Origin of the sequence: Sphaerimonospora sp. CA-214678 (assembly GCF_050942215.1) — a bacterium.
GTDB lineage: Bacteria > Actinomycetota > Actinomycetes > Streptosporangiales > Streptosporangiaceae > Sphaerimonospora.
Window position 1 is genome coordinate 3,598,022 of record NZ_CP192056.1, and the last position, 16,847, is coordinate 3,614,868.

At 71.4% G+C, this 16,847-nt stretch carries 12 protein-coding genes; 3 read left to right on the forward strand and 9 right to left on the reverse strand.

What is annotated here, in order from left to right; all coding sequences use genetic code 11:
• Positions 1 to 16: 16 nt before the first annotated feature.
• From lhgO to ACQP1K_RS16195, 5 genes are all read right to left on the reverse strand, one after another.
• Positions 17 to 1,222, reverse strand: a complete 1,206-nt coding sequence (lhgO, locus tag ACQP1K_RS16175; RefSeq protein WP_433496536.1) for an L-2-hydroxyglutarate oxidase — start codon at positions 1,220 to 1,222, stop codon at positions 17 to 19.
• Positions 1,223 to 1,384: 162 nt separating this feature from the next.
• Complete coding sequence (locus tag ACQP1K_RS16180) at positions 1,385 to 1,897, reverse strand: MSMEG_6728 family protein (protein WP_433496537.1); 513 nt, start codon at positions 1,895 to 1,897, stop codon at positions 1,385 to 1,387.
• Between the two features lie 141 nt (positions 1,898 to 2,038).
• On the reverse strand, positions 2,039 to 2,524 hold the full coding sequence (locus ACQP1K_RS16185; protein ID WP_433496538.1) for a hypothetical protein: 486 nt from the start codon (positions 2,522 to 2,524) through the stop codon (positions 2,039 to 2,041).
• A 180-nt stretch (positions 2,525 to 2,704) separates the two neighbouring features.
• Entirely contained in the window at positions 2,705 to 4,822 is a 2,118-nt protein-coding gene (locus tag ACQP1K_RS16190) for a tetratricopeptide repeat protein (protein ID WP_433496539.1), read from the reverse strand.
• Between the two features lie 11 nt (positions 4,823 to 4,833).
• On the reverse strand, positions 4,834 to 6,072 hold the full coding sequence (locus ACQP1K_RS16195) for a hypothetical protein (protein ID WP_433496540.1): 1,239 nt from the start codon (positions 6,070 to 6,072) through the stop codon (positions 4,834 to 4,836).
• Positions 6,073 to 6,615: 543 nt separating this feature from the next.
• On the opposite strand from ACQP1K_RS16195, the gene ACQP1K_RS16200 reads away from it, so the two are divergent.
• The gene (locus ACQP1K_RS16200) at positions 6,616 to 8,919 is read left to right on the forward strand and encodes an AfsR/SARP family transcriptional regulator (protein ID WP_433496541.1); all 2,304 of its coding nucleotides are present in this window, start codon (positions 6,616 to 6,618) and stop codon (positions 8,917 to 8,919) included.
• Here the strand turns inward: ACQP1K_RS16200 and ACQP1K_RS16205 are convergent.
• The 3 genes from ACQP1K_RS16205 to ACQP1K_RS16215 all read right to left on the reverse strand — a co-directional run bounded on the left by ACQP1K_RS16205 (position 8,891) and on the right by ACQP1K_RS16215 (position 12,086).
• Positions 8,891 to 9,244 carry a maleylpyruvate isomerase N-terminal domain-containing protein gene (locus ACQP1K_RS16205; protein ID WP_433496542.1) on the reverse strand — a complete coding sequence of 118 codons (354 nt, stop codon included), beginning with the start codon at positions 9,242 to 9,244 and terminating at the stop codon, positions 8,891 to 8,893. The two genes, ACQP1K_RS16200 and ACQP1K_RS16205, sit on opposite strands and share 29 nt — an antisense overlap.
• Positions 9,245 to 9,318: 74 nt before the next feature.
• On the reverse strand, positions 9,319 to 11,259 hold the full coding sequence (locus ACQP1K_RS16210) for a heavy metal translocating P-type ATPase (protein ID WP_433496543.1): 1,941 nt from the start codon (positions 11,257 to 11,259) through the stop codon (positions 9,319 to 9,321).
• Between the two features lie 143 nt (positions 11,260 to 11,402).
• Complete coding sequence (locus ACQP1K_RS16215; RefSeq protein WP_433496544.1) at positions 11,403 to 12,086, reverse strand: Crp/Fnr family transcriptional regulator; 684 nt, start codon at positions 12,084 to 12,086, stop codon at positions 11,403 to 11,405.
• Positions 12,087 to 12,260: 174 nt separating this feature from the next.
• On the opposite strand from ACQP1K_RS16215, the gene ACQP1K_RS16220 reads away from it, so the two are divergent.
• Positions 12,261 to 12,494: a heavy-metal-associated domain-containing protein gene (locus ACQP1K_RS16220; protein WP_433496545.1), complete on the forward strand. Its 234-nt coding sequence runs from the start codon at positions 12,261 to 12,263 to the stop codon at positions 12,492 to 12,494.
• A gap of 480 nt (positions 12,495 to 12,974) precedes the next feature.
• Here ACQP1K_RS16220 and ACQP1K_RS16225 read toward each other — a convergent pair whose 3' ends face one another.
• Complete coding sequence (locus ACQP1K_RS16225) at positions 12,975 to 14,534, reverse strand: alpha-L-arabinofuranosidase B (protein ID WP_433496546.1); 1,560 nt, start codon at positions 14,532 to 14,534, stop codon at positions 12,975 to 12,977.
• A 1,118-nt stretch (positions 14,535 to 15,652) separates the two neighbouring features.
• Here ACQP1K_RS16225 and ACQP1K_RS16230 point away from each other — a divergent pair.
• Complete coding sequence (locus ACQP1K_RS16230) at positions 15,653 to 16,768, forward strand: ricin-type beta-trefoil lectin domain protein (RefSeq protein ID WP_433496547.1); 1,116 nt, start codon at positions 15,653 to 15,655, stop codon at positions 16,766 to 16,768.
• Positions 16,769 to 16,847 lie beyond the last annotated feature (79 nt).

Consider the following 16,847-nt stretch of genomic DNA (forward strand, 5'->3'; position numbering starts at 1 on the left):
TCCGTTCCGCGGGTTCTCACGACCCGTCTTCGCCGTCGATGACATCGACGACGTACTCCGCGATCGCCATCGACGAGGTCGCCGCGGGAGAGGGCGCGTTCCGCACGGTCGTGACCGGTCCGAGCCGGTTGATGCGGAAGTCGTCGACGAGGCCGCCGTCGCGGTCGAGCGCCTGCGCGCGCACCCCCGCGCCGGCCCGCACGACGTCTTTCGCGCCGATCTCCGGCACATAGCGCTGGGCGGCCTTCATATAGGCGCGTTTGGACAGGGATCCGTGGATCTCCCTGACTCCGGTCCGCCAGTGGCGGCGCGCCATGCGCCACATGCCGGGCCAGCTCGCGATGCCGAGCAGGTCCACCGGGGAGATCGCGGTACGGCGGTAGCCCTCGCGGGCCAGCGCCAGCACCGCGTTCGGGCCGACGTCCACCGCCCCCGAGACCCGGCGGGTGAAGTGCACGCCGAGGAAGGGATATCTGGGGTCGGGTACGGGGTAGATCAGCCCGCGCACCATGTGCGCCTTCTCCTCGGAGATCAGCATGTACTCACCGCGGAACGGGACGATCCGCGGCTCGGGCGCGTCACCGGCCAGCCCGGAGACCCGGTCGGCGTGGATGCCGGCGCAGACGATCAGCCGGTCCACCCGGACGGACCGCTCGCCCGAGCCGATCTCCAGTTCCCCGCCGGCCCGGTCGATGCGGGTGACGGGATAGGAGACCCGCACCTCGCCCCCCGCCGCGACGATGTCGTCGGCGAACGACCGCGCGATGCGGGAGAAGTCGGTGATGGCGGTCCTGGGCGAGTGCAGCGCCGCCAGGCCCGTGGCGTACGGCTCGATCTCCCTGATCTCCTCGGGACCGATGCGCCGCAGACCGGGCACGGCGTTCACGTCGGCCCTGGCGTAGAGATCGTCCATCCGCGCCACGTCCGCTTCGCTGACCGCGACGACGAGCTTGCCGCACTCGTCATAGGGCAGCCCGCGCCCGGCGCAGTACTCGCGCAGCATGTCCCGGCCCCGGGTGCACAGCCGCGCCTTGAGGCTGCCCGGTCTGTAGTAGATGCCCGCGTGCACGACCCCGGAGTTGTGACCGGTCTGGTGGACGGCCACGCGGTCTTCCTTCTCCATGACGACGACACCGGTGCCCGGCCTGCGCCGGGTGATCTCCCGGCCGATCGCGAGCCCGACGATGCCGGCCCCGACGATGCCGACGACTTCGTCAGCCATACGTGCCTTCCGTTCTCTGGTGGTGCCGTCCGGTGCGGGATCGCATCGACGCCGGCAACGGCGCCATCGCCAGTATGAACCGCGCCGGCATTCGTTCGTACGGGCGGCGGGCCGGGAACCCGGGGTCCCCCGACACCTGACGGAACACGACCGCGTCCCCCGTCACGGGGCCGTGTCCGGTGACGGCAGGCACCTCGGTGGACGGTCGGAGGCGGGCCAGACGTAGGGAAGGTCGTCGGGCTCGTCGCCGAAGATCGGGCGGTAGAACTCGGGGGCCTTGCGCAACAGGGCGGAACGGTGGCTCAGGTGCAGGTCTCGGTCGCCGAGCCAGGGCGGAAGTTCGCCGGCCTCCCCCAGCAGGCGCTGCCGGCGCGGCGTCGCGACGTCACAGCACTCGGCGAGCTCACGCACCATGCTCGCCGAGCAGGTGTCGGCCCGGCCCAGTGAGCACCACCGGTCGCACACCTCCAGGCCGTACCTGACCAGGGCCTCCTCGTAGCCCGCCCACATGCGGACGACCGGATGGTGGCGCCAGCCGTACCCCCGCACGGTCAGAGCACGCAGGATCTGCAGCGCCTCGACCCTCTGCTTGCCGAGGCGGCGCGGGTCGAGCACCCGTGCCGTGCGGGCGAAATCGGGATAGGGCAGGAAGGTCTGCATCGCCGTCCGCTCCACAGCTCTTCTCCGGGCCGCTCGTCCCTCGCGACGAGCGTCCGTCCTGTCATCGTACGAGGCACGCGTTTCGAAGCCCGGGGGCGGTGAAGCCGAGAAGGCGGAGGCCGGGACGGCGGGCGTGCCTCCGATGCTCGTGGGCGGTCAGGTGAACGTGAGCTTCATGGCATCGGTGTGTCCCGACCAGCGCAGTGTGAGGTGCCAGCATCCCGCTTCCGGCAGGTTGACGGACGAGGGCCCGGCGCCGGTGGCGATCTCGCGGATCACCGACGTGGTCGTCCCGTCCAGCGTGGCCTCGATCGTCAACGGCTGCCTCGACTCCTGTGGCAGCCGCGAGACCCAGAGGATCTTGTTGGCGACGTCGGGATCGGGGGAGGCGACCGGCGGATACTTGAACAGCACGGCGATGATGTCGCCACGCTCGCTGAACACATGGTGGACGCCCGATCCGTCGTCGCTGAACCCGGCCCTCGCCCAGGTGGGCAGCGCGTCTCGCGTGACGTCGGAAACGCACGCGGCGGGAGATCGCCCGGAGTCCTGTGCCCCCGCCGTCGGGCCGCCCATCGAGCACGCGGCGGCCAGCATGACGAGTACTCCTGAGATCGGGACGAAGCGTCCGCTCTTGATCACACTCGACCCCACGGCGCGGAAGGAATGCTGTCGCCGACATTGTCCACCACGGTTCGCGGGAAGGCCAGCGGCAGCGGGGTTCACGAGATGCCGGAGATCATCGGAACGTCGCCGGTCTTCGCCGTGACCGGCCGCCGCCCCGGAGCATCGCGCGACCCGGCGCGGCGGCCCGCCCCGCGATCAGCCCGGCAGGTCGGCGCGGTCCTGAGCGCGCAGCGCGGTCAGGCAGCGGTTCAGGCGTTCCCGCGTGTCCTCGTCGTCCGTGGCCGTCAGCACGATCTCGTAGTCGGCCGCCGCGTCGGCGTAGCGGCCGGACTCCTGGCGGACGACGGCCCGGTTGAACCGCATCTCCGGGGTGCCCGCCAGTTCGACCGCCCGGTCCAGGTCGTGCGCGGCCCCGGCGAGGTCGCCCAGGGCGTACGCGACCTCGCCCAGCAGCGCCCACGCCTCGGCGAGCCGTCCGTCGCGGTCGATCGCGGCCGACAACGCCTCGCGGGCGCCCTCCCGGTCGCCGCGCTCGGCGAGCAGCCGGCCCTTCAGGCACAGCAGGTGGGCGTTGGCCGGGGCGAGCTCGAGCCCGGTCGTGACGTCCGTCCATGCCTCGTCGGACCGGCCCAGCTCGCACAGCAGCCCGGCCCGGTTGATCCGGGCGTCCAGATGCGCCGGGTCCAGCTCCAGCGTGTAGCCGAAGTCGGCCAGCGCCCCCTCGACGTCGCCGAGTTCGAGCCGGGCGTCGCCGAGGTTGTAGTACGCCTCGGGGAACGGCGGCGACAGCCGCAGCGCCTGCTCGTAGGCGGCGATCGCCTCCGCGTCCCGGCCGAGCCTGCGCAGGATGTTGCCCACGTTGAAGTGGTGCTCGGGGAAGTCGGGGTCGAGCTCGACGACGGTCCGGTAGTCGCCGAGCGACTCCTCAAGCCTGCCCATCATGCCGAGCACCTGGGCCCGGTTGTAACGCAGCACCGCCCGATGCAGCGCGTGCTCCCCCGGGTCGAGCTCCCGGTCGAGCCGGGCCATGCCGTCCTCGAGCATGCGCAGCGCCTCGCCCGCATTGCCCTGGCGTACCTCGACCAGCGCCAGGCCGTTGTGCCCGAAGACCGTGTGGAAGGCGCGTTTCTTGGGATCCTCGGCCAGGGAGGCGATGGCGATGGACAGGTTCATCCAGGCCCGCGCCCGCCGGTAGTCCCGCCGCGGCTCCGGATAGTGCCGGGCGTACAGCATCGCCGTACTGTAGGCGAGCTCCATGTGCACGAGGGGATCGGTGCTGACGGCGCGGGCCTCGTCGTAGACGGCCATCGCCTCGTCGGCCCGCCCGAGCGAGGCGAGCGTCGTGCTGGTCGCGTTGGTGAAGTGCCACCACTGCTCCTCCTGGGCGTACCGGTCCACGATCTTCCTGCCGCGCAGCCCGAGGTCCGCGGCCGCCTGGTAGAGGCCGATGCCCCGGCAGTGGTCCATCGCCGTGCGCAGCGCGGTCAGGCCCGCGCCCGCGGGGTCGGCGCCGTGCTCGGCGTGATAGGGGATCGCGCCCAGCGACAGGGAGAACTCGCCGCGGGCCGCCAGCGTCGCCGCCCGCTCGTCGTGCAGCAGCGCCCGCTCCGCCTCGTCCAGCCGCAGGTAGGCCGCGAGCAGCCGGGGGTCGTCCGCCGTCCCCTCGCTGTCGACGTACGCACGCGCGCCCTCCGCCGTGTCCGGGACGGGGCCGGGGTCGGCGCTCGCCGGAGCGTCCACCCCTGTCGCGTGGCGTTCCAGGACCCGGGCCAGGGAGATCGTGATCTCGCCCGGGGGGTCGGCGATCGGCTCGTGATCAGTGCCGGCCACGACGGTCAGCCCGCCGAGGTCGCCGCGGCGCAGCAGTACGGCGACGAACTCCTGGTCGGTGGGGTCGGCCAGGTGCACGTTCTCGAAGACGAGCGTCCGTGGCCCGCCGCCCGACTCCCGCAGGTGGTCGCGCACCAGTTCCGCCAGTCCGTTGGCGATGTTCAGGGTGTGCAGCCGGGAGTAGAACCGGGTGCGCTCGCCCTTCCGTACGGTCCACTCCAGCGACGTCCACATCGGGGGCACCAGGTGGGCGAGCTCCGGGGCGCTGGTCAGGATCTCGATGTTGTGCGCAGGCCCCAGCTCCGGCCGCCGCCGCAGCGCGTCCGGCACGATCAGCCGCATCAGCGCGCCGGCGGCGGTGTACGGCCCGCGCAGCCGCCGGTGGGCGTCGAGTACGGCCAGGACCGGCGGGAGGTCCAGTCCCTTCAGGAACCGCTCGCGGTCGCGGCGCAGGCCGGCCCTGATCCAGTGATGGTTGCCCATGGTGCTCCCTTTCAGGCGATGACATGGTCGAGCCGCCGGGCCCGGCCGCGGTACCGCTCGCGGGCCGCCACCCACGCGAGGACGACGAGTTGCCCGAGGATGAAGCCGGAGAAGACGAGCGAGTCCAGCAGCTCCGGCCAGGACGCGCCGTGTCCGGTGAAGCGGCCGAGGACTCCGGCGAACATGCGGTAGACGATCGGGACGATCGCCACGGCGAACGTGGTGAGGCTCACGGTGTAGCCCGCGACGATCAGCCAGGAGTACCAGCGTGCGACGCGCCGGTCCACGGGGTGCCAGTCCGACTCGTCCATGAGCCGGTGCCGGCGGCCGAGCAGCCGGTTCACCCGGTTGCGCAGCATGCGCATGGCCGTCGTGTGCAGATCGACGCAGCCGAGTGCGGTGGAGACGAGGACGTACAGGTCGGTGCGCAGGTACAGGGAGAACTGCCACAGGATGCGGAGCAGGACGGCGAAGGCGAACGCCAGGCAGAACCGGCCAGCGGGCGAGAGCGCGCCCCCCGTCCCGCGGGTGAGGTCGGCCGCGATCGTGAGGGCGGCCATCACGACCACGTCGGCCAGCATCCCGGCCACGATCGGCAGGTACCGCTTCCGGCGTGGTACGGCGACCAGGCCGTCCAGTGACGTCTCCAGCACCACGAAGTAGAGCCTGCGGGAGATCCGCAGGCGGGAGCGCAGGCCCAGCCGCCGCCCGGCGAGCGCGTGGAAACCCTCGTGCAGCAGCAGCTGCGGGATGGCCGCGACGAACAGCGCCGCCTGGATCACCGAGTAGTAGTCGGTGAAGAAGACGTTGCGGTAGCTCGGCAGGAGATCGGGCCGGCGCGCCATCGCGATCAGCGCCCAGGCGACGAGCAGGCCGTAGCAGATCCACGCGGGAACGGAGAAGAGCGCGACACCGAGCCGCCTCCAGCGTGGGGGGACGTCCGCCGGGCCGCCCGGCGGGTCCGACTCGCGGACGAAGCCGAGCTCGCCGAGCGAGGCGACCAGATCGTCGATGTCGAGGCTCTCCCGGTAGCGGGCCTCGTACCAGGCCGCCACCTCACGCGGCGGCGTCCCCTGCTCCAGCCGGCGCAGCACCTCGGCTCCGTCGGGCGGGAAGATGCCGTAGGAGTCGATGTCCGGCCTGCCCACCGTCACCTCGTCGCCCTCCTCGAGGTAGACGAGCGGGTGCAGCGGAAGCGGACGGTCGAGGTCGATCACGGGCCCCTCGTCCACGGCCTCTGCGTCGGTCACGGGCGGCCCTCCTGGCTCGGGATACGGGCGACGGGGATGCGGGCGACAGGTGAACGGAGCGCCGAGCGCGGGCATGCCGTACCCGGCGCACCGCCCGGAACCCGCGTCAGTTCGCGTTCTTGTAAATCGAGCACGCCGCGGCGGTCAGGCGGACCGGGCCGGCCTTACGAATCTTGATCTTCTTCATCTCGCACCTCCTCCCGCTGTCGCAAGGGCTGCCTCCAACCATGACCGCCGGGGCTGGAGCGGCACCGGCACCGTGCTGGAGCCGGACCCGCCGGCGGCGCGCGGGCGTCCAGCCGACCGTCAGCGGAGTGTCAGCGGGCCGGGACGACCACGGGGGCCGGCCGCCCGCCGCGCCCGCGTGACGAGCGGCGAATGTCACGCACGGTCACCCGCGAACGCCCGCCGAGGAGACGACGATCGGGGATGACGAAAGGCAGAAGAGATGGCCGTTGTTGGACACCCGAACGACCTCGATCGATATTCGGCCGAATCATATGATGAATTCCCGACATCGCCGCAGATCTTCGCCGGAGAGAAATGACCGAGATACGGTTCAGCCTCCTGGGTTCATTACGGGTATGGCGCGGGGAGACCGAAATAACGCTCACCTCCGAAAAGCAAAGGGCCGTGCTCGCGCTGCTGCTACTCAGGGCGGGGGCACCCGTACGCAGAAAGGAGATCATCGACGCCGTCTGGGGCGACGAAGCGCCCGATTCCGCGGTCAATCTGGTGCAGACCTACGTGGGGCGGCTGCGCCGCCGCCTCGACCCGGCTCATGTCGCCCATTCCCGTCGCTCCTGGCTCACCGGGCTGGGCTCGGCCTACGCGATCCGGCTCGACCGGTGCGAGACCGATCTCGTGCGCTTCCGGGCGACGGCGGCCGAGGCCGGGAAGGCCGCCACGCCCCGGGAGTCACTGGAACTGTCGCTTCGGGCGCTCCAGATGTGGCAGGGGCCCTGCCTGTCCGACCTGGACCACGTGCTCAAGGGACACCCCTGGGTACGCGCGATCGACCAGGAACGGGTCGACGTCCTGCTGCGATGCGTGCGGATCGGCCTCGGACTCGGCCTGCCGAACGAGGTCCTCCCCCAGCTTCGGGCCGTCGCCTCGGCCGAGCCGCTGAACGAGGTCGTGCACTCCTGGCTCGTGCTCGCCCTCGCCTCGGCCGGAGCGCAGGCCGAGGCGCTGGCGGAGTACGAGTCGATCCGCGCGAGGCTCGCCGACGAGCTCGGCATCGATCCCGGTCCGCAACTGCGTGAGGCGCACCTACGTGTGCTGCGGCAGGACGCGGGGCCGTCCGCCCTCTTCGGGCCTTCGCCTGCGGCGAACCCGCCCAGGCCGTGCCTTCTGCCCGCCGACATCGCCGACTTCACCGGCCGGGAGAAGCTGGTGGAGCGGATCGGGGACGCGCTGACCGGTCGTACGTCCGGACCCGTCGCGGTGGCACTCGTCACGGGACCGGGCGGGGTGGGCAAGACGTCGGCGGCCGTGCGCGTCGCCCACCGGCTGAGTGACGCCTTCCCCGACGGCCAGCTCTACGCCGACCTGTCGGGCACCGGCGGACGGCCCGCCGACCCCCTCCGGGTGCTCGGGCGGTTCCTCCGCTCCCTCGGCGTCCACGGCAGGGCGCTCCCCCGGGATCCGGAGGAACGCGTGGATCTGTACCGCAGCCAGCTCGCCGGCCGCCGGATCCTCGTGGTGCTCGACGACGTCGGCGACCACGCGCAGGTCAGGCCCCTCCTGCCCGGCACGTCCTCCTGCGCGGTCCTGGTGACCGGCCGGTCGCGGCTGGCCGACTGGCCGGGGGCCACGTCGTTCGATCTCGGCACGCTGCGGCCGGAGGAGTCGCACGACATGCTGGCGGCGATCGTCGGGCGTGGGCGCGTGGACGCGGAACGCGACAGCGCCACCGAACTCGTCCGGCTGTGCGGTGGCCTGCCGCTGGCTCTGCGCGTCGCCGGGACACGCCTCGCCGCCCGCCCGCACTGGACGCTGGCCCGCCTCACCGCGCGTCTGGCCGGGGGCGGGCTGGCGGAGCTCGCCCTGGGGGACCTGGACGTCAGGGGCAGCGTCGCGGCGGGCTACCACCGGGTCGGCGCGGCGGCGCGGCGCGCCTTCCGGGTGCTCGGACTCCTGGAGCTCCCCTCGTTTCCGGCCTGGGCGATCGCGATGATGCTGGAGACGTCGCCGGAGTCGGCCGAGGAGCTCGCCGACGCGCTCGCCGACGCCCGGCTGCTGGAGGTGACGACGCCGGACGGCATCGGGCGGACCCGGTACCGATTCCACGACCTGGTCCGCCGCTTCGCCCGCGAGCAGGCCGCCGAGCACGAGAGCGACGACGCCGTACGCATCATGATCACCCGTACCCTCGCGGCCCTGCTCTCCCTGGCCCAGGAGGCCGACGATCATCTGCCGTCACGGCCGTACCCCGCGGTACGCGGCCGGGCGCCGCGGTGGCCGCCTCCCGGCGAGGTCCGCGCGCGGGTGGTCGCCGACCCGCTCGGGTGGTTCGCCTGCGAACGGGACGCCCTGGTCGCGGCCGTGCTGCAGGCGTCCGCCCTCGGCCTGGCCGAGCTGGCCTGGGAGCTGGCCGCCTCGCTCCTGAACGTCGCGGCCGTACGATCGCACTGGGCCGACGTCGAACGCACTCATCGGGCCGCCCTGGCGGCCTGCCACCGAGCCGGAGATCTGCTCGGCGAGACCGTGATGCTGCACGGGCTCGCCGAGGCACGGCGGGCCGGCGGAGGCCGCGACGAACACCTCGGCCCGCCGGCCGCGGATCCCGGGCTCCCGGCCCCGGCCGACGGTGTGCTCATCCGGGGGACCGGCTTTTCTCCGTGAATTTCGGCAAGCCGGTATGACAAACGGCGATTACCTCTGTAAATGCCGGTCGGCAAAGGATGAAGGCTGGCGGAAATCGGCGGGCCCTACCACAGGGGCGTGCCATAATCCGCCGCCGTGAGAACGGGGATCTCCGGCCCGGCGGCGAATCGGAAACCCGGGCGGGCCCCGGCACATCCGGGCCGGGAACGGCCCGAAATCTCCCGGCCGGAGCTCCGCGCACCGTCCAGCCGGCGCAGAGCGACGGACGCCGCCACTCCGCCTCGGACAGATCCTCCAGCAGGTCGACCAGGCTCCGCCGCTGCGCGTCGATCGACTTCCACACGTCCTCGCGGGGCAGCGGCGAATCCGCCGGACGGCTCCGGCGGATTCGCCTGCCGGCCCCCGGCCGCCCGCAGGTCAGACCGGCTGCCGATCCATGTCACGGGCCTCGGTCCGGCCGGAGGCCCGCCCGGTCGCGCCGCCACCCGTCCGGGGCACGCCGTGCCGGCGCAGCAGCCGCATCGCGTTGCCGATGACCACCAGCACCGAGATCTCGTGCACGAGCATCCCGATCGCCATCGTGACGCCGCCCAGGAGCACGCCCGCGAGCAGCGCGCCAACGGTGACCAGGGCGATCGCGATGTTCTGACGCATGACCGAGACGGTGCGGCGGGCCAGGCCGACGGCCCTCGGCAGTTTGGACAGATCATCCTTCATCAGGGCGATGTCCGCGGTCTCGATCGCCACGCCCGTGCCCGCCGCGCCCATCGCGACGCCGACGTCGGCGGTGGCCAGGGCGGGGGCGTCGTTCACGCCGTCGCCGACCATGGCGACCACGTGTCCACGAGCCTGCAGGTCGCGAACGACCTCCAGCTTGTCCTCCGGCAGCAGGCCCGCACGGACCTCGTCGACACCGACCTGCGCGGCGACCGCTTCGGCGACCCGCCGGGTGTCCCCGGTGAGCATGACGACCCTACGAACACCGGAGGCGTGCAGGCCGGCGACCATCCGCGCCGCGTCGGGACGGACCCGGTCGGCCACGGCGACGACACCCGCCAGACGGCCGTCCACCGCCACGACCATCGGGGTGCGTCCCGCGGCGGCGAGCTCGTCGACCACGCCGACGGCCGGGCCGTACGGAACGCCCTCGTCCTCCTGCAGCGCCAGGTTGCCCACCGCGACCCGGCGACCGCCGATGGTCGCGACGATGCCCTTACCCGGCACCGGCGCGGTGACCTCCGGGAGACCGGTGACGTCCAGCCCCTCTGCGCGGGCCGCAGCCACGATCGGGCGGGCCAGCGGATGCTCCGAGCCGGCCTCGGCGCGGGCGGCCCAGACGAGCACGTCGGCGCGGCTCCACGCCTCGTCCAGGGGCACCACGTCGGTCAGGTGCGGCCGGCCCTCGGTCAGCGTGCCGGTCTTGTCCAGCGCGACGGCGTCGATCCTGGCCGACGTCTCCAGGAACTCCCCGCCCTTGATCAGGATGCCGTCCTTGGCGCCACGGCCGATGCCGGCGACGATCGCGACCGGGATGGAGATCACCAGCGCGCCGGGGCAGCCGATGACCAGCAGCGTCAGCGCGAGCACGATGTCGCCGGTCGCCAGGCCGAAGACGAGGGCGAGGATGATGATCGCCGGGGTGTACCAGGCCGAGAACCGGTCCATGAACGCCGCGGTGCGCGCCTTGGCGTCCTGTGCCTCCTCGACCCGGTGGATGATCCGGGCCAGCGTGGTGTCTGCGCCGACGCCGGTGGCCCGCACCTGCAGAAAGCCGCCCAGGGAGACCGTGCCGGCGAACACCTGGTCGCCGGTGGTCTTCTCCACCGGGATCGACTCACCGGTGATCGACGCCTCGTCCAGGGCTCCCGTACCGTCGATCACCACCCCGTCGACCGGCACCTTGGCGCCGTTCTTGACCAGCACCGTCTCACCGGTCGCCACCGAGGCGGCGGGCACCTCCACCTGGTCGCCGTCCCGCAGGACCACGGCCGCCTCGGGGGCCACCGCGACCAGCTCGGCCAGGGCCGCCCTCGTCTTGTTCAGCGTGGCGTTCTCCAGTGCGTGCCCCACGGCGAACAGGAACGTCACCGCGGCCGCCTCCCAGTACTCGCCGATGATCACCGCGCCGATCGCGGCCACCGAGACCAGCAGGTCGATGCCGACCACGCGTGCCTGCAGAGCTCGGGCCGCCTTGACCACGATTTCCCAGCCGGCCGCGACCGCCGCCGCGACCATCAACACGTCACCGGGCACGTCGGCGCCCAGTGCGTGCGAGGCCACGAACGACGCGACGATCAGGAGACCGCTGATCAGCGGCACGCTCCACCGCCATGACGCCCATGCCCGGATCCTGTCCATCTGTGCCGGCTCCCCTCTGTGCCACGTCCTGTCGCCGTCCACCTCGACGCTAGATCGGGACGCCCTGACGTTCCTTGACACAGCTCAATTCGCGTACCGGCCGGGAGGCCGGCACCGCCGGCGTCCTGGGGAGCCGTCCGTGATCAGGCGGGAACGGCCGCCCGGTCCAGAGCCTCGGCGTCGAGAACGGCGATGTCGCGGCGCCCGCGCAGTTCGATGACGCCATCCGCTGCGAGGACAGCGAGGGATCGGCTGAGGCTCTCCGGCGTCGTTCCCAGGTAGGCGGCGACGTCCTTCTTCGCCATCGGCAGCCGGACCACGGGCACGCCGTCCCGCCCGCCGGCCGGCAGATCGAGCAGATAGGCCGCGACGCGCGTGGTGACATCACTGGAGGTGACCGCGGCGAGCAGCCGTTCGACGGAGGCGAGCCGGTCGGACAGCGTGCGCAGCATTCGCCGGCCGACGTCCGGGTAGTCGCGCAGCAACGCGGAGAGGTCGTTGTGATCGAAAACGCACATCCGGCTGTCCTCGAGGGCGACCGCGAAGTGATCCGGCCGGTGACCGGTCAGGAAGGCCCGCTCGCCCACCACGTCGCCGACGCCCGCCATGCGCAGGATCTGCTCCTGGCCGTTGGCCGCCACGTGGCTGATCTTGAGCCGGCCGCCGTGCATCACCAGCAGGTGGGAGACCGGCTGCCCGGGGGCGTAGACCGTCTCTCCCTTCGCCACAGCCATCGGGCGTGCGAACCCCGCGACCTCGATCTGCTCCCGGCGGGTCAGCCCCTGGAAGATCGGAACACGGGTCACACACAGGTCATGGTCGGCCATGGTGCCAGCCTGCCATGGTGCCAGCCTGCCATGGCCTGACATGGCGCCGGCCTGCCATGGCGCCGGCCGCTTGATCCGGGTCAAGGAAGCCGAGGTCCCCGATGGCTAGCGTGAAGGCGTCACCACGAGGAGATCGGTCCCGATGCGGACCGACGAGGAGAGGAGATCAGGACCATGGCCGTCGCGACCACCACCACGACCATCCTCCGCGCCGAGGGCTTCTCCTGCCCATCGTGCATCAACAAGATCGAAAAGCGGGTCGGCCGGCTCCCCGGCGTCGAGTCCGTCAAGGTGCACTTCGCGTCGTCCCGGGTCGAGGTCGTCCACGACCCCGCGAAGGTCGGCACCGACGAACTGGTCGCCGCGGTGCGGAGGGCCGGCTATGTCGCCCGCCCCGCCGCCTTCTGACGCACGGGGCGCGGGACCCGACCGGCCGTGAGCCCGCTCCGGCCGGTCGGGTCGCGTCGGACACTCCCCGGGCGGTACACCTGGACCGGCCGGACCGGGCACAGCCGCGCAGAACCCGGAACCGCGGTCGTGGCCCGGCCCGATGAACGTGCGAGCGACGACGAGACCGGCGGCGCCGATCCGACTCGCCGGTCCGTACGCTCTGTCGAGAGCCGGCGTCCGGAGCGGGCACTCCGCGAGGTCCAGGAGAACGGCGGGAAGCCGCCCCCGCGGGAACGGGGACGGCCCCGCCCGGGTCACCGAGTCCGTTCAGAACGCCGGTCAGGTAGCCGATATCCGGGGGCAGGGAGCGGAGCGGGAGGGAGCGGGGACCGCACCCGAAGCCCGCGACCGCCCGGCGGGTTTCGCGGCGGACCGGAGCCTCCTCCCGGCGCGGCGGCCGAAGCCGCCGGACACCGGTGACATCACGTGACCGGCGCTCTAGGCCCAGGGCGGGCTGACGACCCAGCTCACGTCGTCGGCCCAGTGCGACGAGTTGTCGAAGGTGTTCGAGCCTCCGTTGGCGGCGATGTAGACGATGTTGTTGTAGTGCCGCAGGAAACGGGTCGGGTAGTTGTAGGAGGCGAACGACGTGCCCTGGCCGTTCTTGCCCGCCTGCGGGCAGAAGGTGGCGTCAGCGGCGAACAGCGAGCTGCCGTCGTTGGTCTGCCGGTGGAGCTGATAGTTCTGGTGCCGCAGGTAGTCGCCGGGGTAGTTCCGCGACTCGAACGATACGCACGAGCCGCCGGCCAGACCGCTGTGCACGATCCAGGTGGCGTCGCTCCTATCGAGGGACGAGCTGGACGAGGTGATCACCGATGTGACGGCGTCGTCGTACTGGTGCCGGATGTAACGGTCGGTGTAGCCGGGCGTCGTCGCGCGCAGTGAGATCCACGCGCCGGGGGTGAGCGTGCCGTCCTGGACACCGCCCGACGATGTCGCGTATCCGGCGGCGACGATGTTCGCCTGCACGGCGTTCTCGGTCGCGTCGGACGGGTAGCCGGACGTCATCACGCCCTCGTAGAAGGTGCCCGTGCCGCTGATGCTGTTGTCCCCGCCGATGCCGAGGATGATGGCCCCCTCCTTCTTCATCGGGTTGTAGCCCGGCACATTGGGGCGCACCCCGTTGTAGAAGGTCGAAAGGCCGCCCGACTGCGCGTTGCCGCCCCGGATGGCCCAGTGGTTCGGCTCACCCTTGACGATGGCGGTCAGGAACCGGTGGCTGATGCTCGGGTCGTTCGCGTTGTATCTCTGGTTCACCCCGGAGAACAGGCCGTTCTCGAGGTCGGCCATGATCCAGGGGCCGTTGCCCGCGCCGTAGCCCCAGAACTTGCTGTCGCCGAAGTAGATGGCCTCCATCGTGCCGTTGCCGTTGTCGCGGCTGTTGGTCTCGGCGTTGCCGTAGTCGAAGCAGCAGCCGCCGTTGTAGTGGGTGCCATCGAAGATCGCGTACATTCCCTCCGGCTGGTCGCCCTTCGCGACGCCGTTGGTGTTGTTGTTGCGGTAACCGGTGCCGGGGGCCACATAGACGCCGTACGCCCGGTGCCCGCCGACCGTGACCGGCGCCGCCGTCGCGTTCGCGAGGTTGTCGTATCCGCCCGGGGCCGGACCGGCGAACCCGCCGGGGGGCGCCTGGGTCAGCCGGTTGTTCCGTCCCGACTGGTCGTAAATGACGGTGATGAGGCAGGCCGTGCCGGCACAGAACGCATCCTGCGCCGCGGCGTCGGCGACGCCGCCCGCGCTCAGCACGCCGATGTCCCGGGTGGCGCTGTCCGAGGAGCGCCGCACCTGGTAGAGCGGGCCGTTGTAGGAGCCGTACAGGGCGCGGGTCGTGCTGTGCGCCGCCACGCAGGGGGTGCCGCCCGCCGCGTAGATGTCACACGGCTGCGACGTCGCGGCCTGTGACGGAGTGGAGATGCCGGAAAGCAGGCCTGCGGCGAGCGCGACGGCCGCACCCGCGGACAGCAGTGTCCTGCCGAGACGCCGGGATCGTGAATTCATGATCAACCTCTGCCTTTCAGGGGGGATGCCGCGGATGGAGATCGAAGGGCACAGGGCATCGGACGGAGGGAATGCCGGCCGCTTCCGGCCGCGCACACATGAATGCCACTGACCCGCACTATCGCGGCAGAGACAGAAAGGGACGGTGAATGTTATCGGTAACAGTCGAGTGCCGTACAACCTCCGGAGACCGGTCGATTTGGGGTTGACTGGCTAACTATGGAACGGATCTTACCCTTCGTCAAGGTTTCATTTGAATGAGGAAAACGCCCAGGTCAGCGGCGGCGGAGGGGGCAGTGTCGTATTCGGCCCCTCGCCCCGGGCGATGCGTGTCATTCGCCTGCGACGGTCGCGAACCGGTCGCGGAGGCCGCGTGCCCGGGGATCCTCGGACGACGCCAGTGCGTACGGCGCCTCCTGGCGGTACCGTGCGGCGTCCGCACCGGACCCAGAGGGCATCACGTTGGCGGATTCGCGTCTCGAGCGCGGCCCTCGGCCGGGGATCGCCGCGGAGAGCGACCTCCCGCCGGCCCTTGCCCGCCGGCGGGAGGAGCCGTCTCAGCAGAGAGTGTGAGAACCGGAACCGAAATCTGTCAAGACGATCTCTGGAAACCTTCGCATCGCTCTCGGCCGTGCAGGCCCGCCGTCACCGCGATTCCGACGTCGCTCGCTGCGCCTTCTCGTGAGCCGGCAGCCGCGGGCATGGATGAAAATTTCACCGGCGTACGGCCCGACGATGTGGTGACACCCGGCGGGGCAGGCGGTCGGCGCTCTTCGGGCACGGGCCCGGCGGCACCCCTTGACAAGGTCGTCGGACATCATGTTTTCTCTGCGCATCGCCATTCATGAATGGTCCGATCACGGAAAAGCCCTGCCATGTAATGTTAGCGCTCACATTCACATCCGACCGTCCTCCTCATTTTCGCCGCAGCCGCGAACCGGCCCGGGGACGACCCGGCGCCGGCCACTCCCGTCGTTTCTCCACACCCCAAGGAGAAAAAGATGCACGACAGATCTGCCCGCCCGCCCGCAAGGATCGGTGACCACGGCTCCCGGCCCTCACGCCCCGGCCCGCCGAACCGGCCCCCCCTCCGCGCCGGCGGGGACGCGAGGCGGATCATGCGTGACTTGAGCCGGTGGCTCGCCGCCGTGCTGCTGGCAGCGGCCACCGTGCTGACGGGCACCGGCACGGCGTCCGCCGAGTCGAACGGCGGGGTGCGGGTGATGCCGCTGGGCGACTCGATCACCGAGGGCACCCAGGTGCCGGGCGGATACCGGATCGGACTGTGGCAGCGACTGGCGGCAGGCGGATACACGACCGATTTCGTCGGATCGCAGTTCAACGGGCCCGGCAGCCTGGGCGACCACGACCATGAGGGACACCCCGGCTGGCGGATCGACCAGATCGACGCCAACATCACCCGCTGGCTGCAGACCTACACCCCGCGCACCGTGCTGCTGCACATCGGCACCAACGACGTGCTCCAGAACTACAACGTGTCCGGGGCGCCGCAACGACTGTCCACGCTGATCGATCGCATCACCACCACCGCACCGAACGCGGATGTGTTCGTCGCCACGATCATCCCGCTGTCGAACTCCGGCCAGGAGAACGCGGTCCGCAACTTCAACGCCCAGATCCCCGCGATCGTGCAGAACAAGGTGAACAGCGGCAAGCGCGTCCACCTCGTCGACATGCACAGCAAACTGACCACCGGCGACCTGATCGACGGCATCCACCCCACCTCCGGCGGCTACGACAAGATGGCCGCCGCCTGGTACGCCGCGCTGCAGACGGTTCCCGGGAGCATCGGCGACCCCGGCGGTTCCACCCCTCCGCCCTCGGGAAGCACGACCGCTCTGAAGGGCGTGGGGTCGGGCCGGTGCCTGGACGTCGCCGGATACTCCCAGTCCAACGGCGCGCAGTTGCAGATCTGGGACTGCCACGGCGGCACCAACCAGCAGTGGACCTCCACCAGCGCCGGTGAGCTGCGCGTCTACGGCAACAAGTGCCTGGACGTGTACGGCGCGGGCACGGCCGACGGCACCAGCGTGACCATCTGGGACTGCAACGGCCAGAACAACCAGAAGTGGCGCTTCAACTCCGACGGCACCATCACCGCCGTGGGCGCGAACAAGTGCCTGGACGTCGCCGAGTACGGCACGGCCAACGGCAGCAAGCTGCACATCTGGACCTGCCACGGCGGCACCAACCAGCAGTGGACCCGCGTCTGACCCCGGTCTGACCCGGCTCTCATCCAGGACGAGCGACCCTCGCCGACACCGCCGGCCGGTCTCGGCGAGGGTCCGCCGA

Bases quoted from the DNA above. Each gene is read 5' to 3' on its own strand.
- ACQP1K_RS16190 (WP_433496539.1), bottom strand. From the start codon at position 4,822: ATGGGCAACCATCACTGGATCAGGGCCGGCCTGCGCCGCGACCGCGAG.
- lhgO (WP_433496536.1), bottom strand. From the start codon at position 1,222: ATGGCTGACGAAGTCGTCGGCATCGTCGGGGCCGGCATCGTCGGGCTC.
- ACQP1K_RS16210 (WP_433496543.1), bottom strand. From the start codon at position 11,259: ATGGACAGGATCCGGGCATGGGCGTCATGGCGGTGGAGCGTGCCGCTG.
- ACQP1K_RS16230 (WP_433496547.1), top strand. From the start codon at position 15,653: ATGCGTGACTTGAGCCGGTGGCTCGCCGCCGTGCTGCTGGCAGCGGCC.
- ACQP1K_RS16215 (WP_433496544.1), bottom strand. From the start codon at position 12,086: ATGGCCGACCATGACCTGTGTGTGACCCGTGTTCCGATCTTCCAGGGG.
- ACQP1K_RS16200 (WP_433496541.1), top strand. From the start codon at position 6,616: ATGACCGAGATACGGTTCAGCCTCCTGGGTTCATTACGGGTATGGCGC.
- ACQP1K_RS16225 (WP_433496546.1), bottom strand. From the start codon at position 14,534: ATGAATTCACGATCCCGGCGTCTCGGCAGGACACTGCTGTCCGCGGGT.
- ACQP1K_RS16220 (WP_433496545.1), top strand. From the start codon at position 12,261: ATGGCCGTCGCGACCACCACCACGACCATCCTCCGCGCCGAGGGCTTC.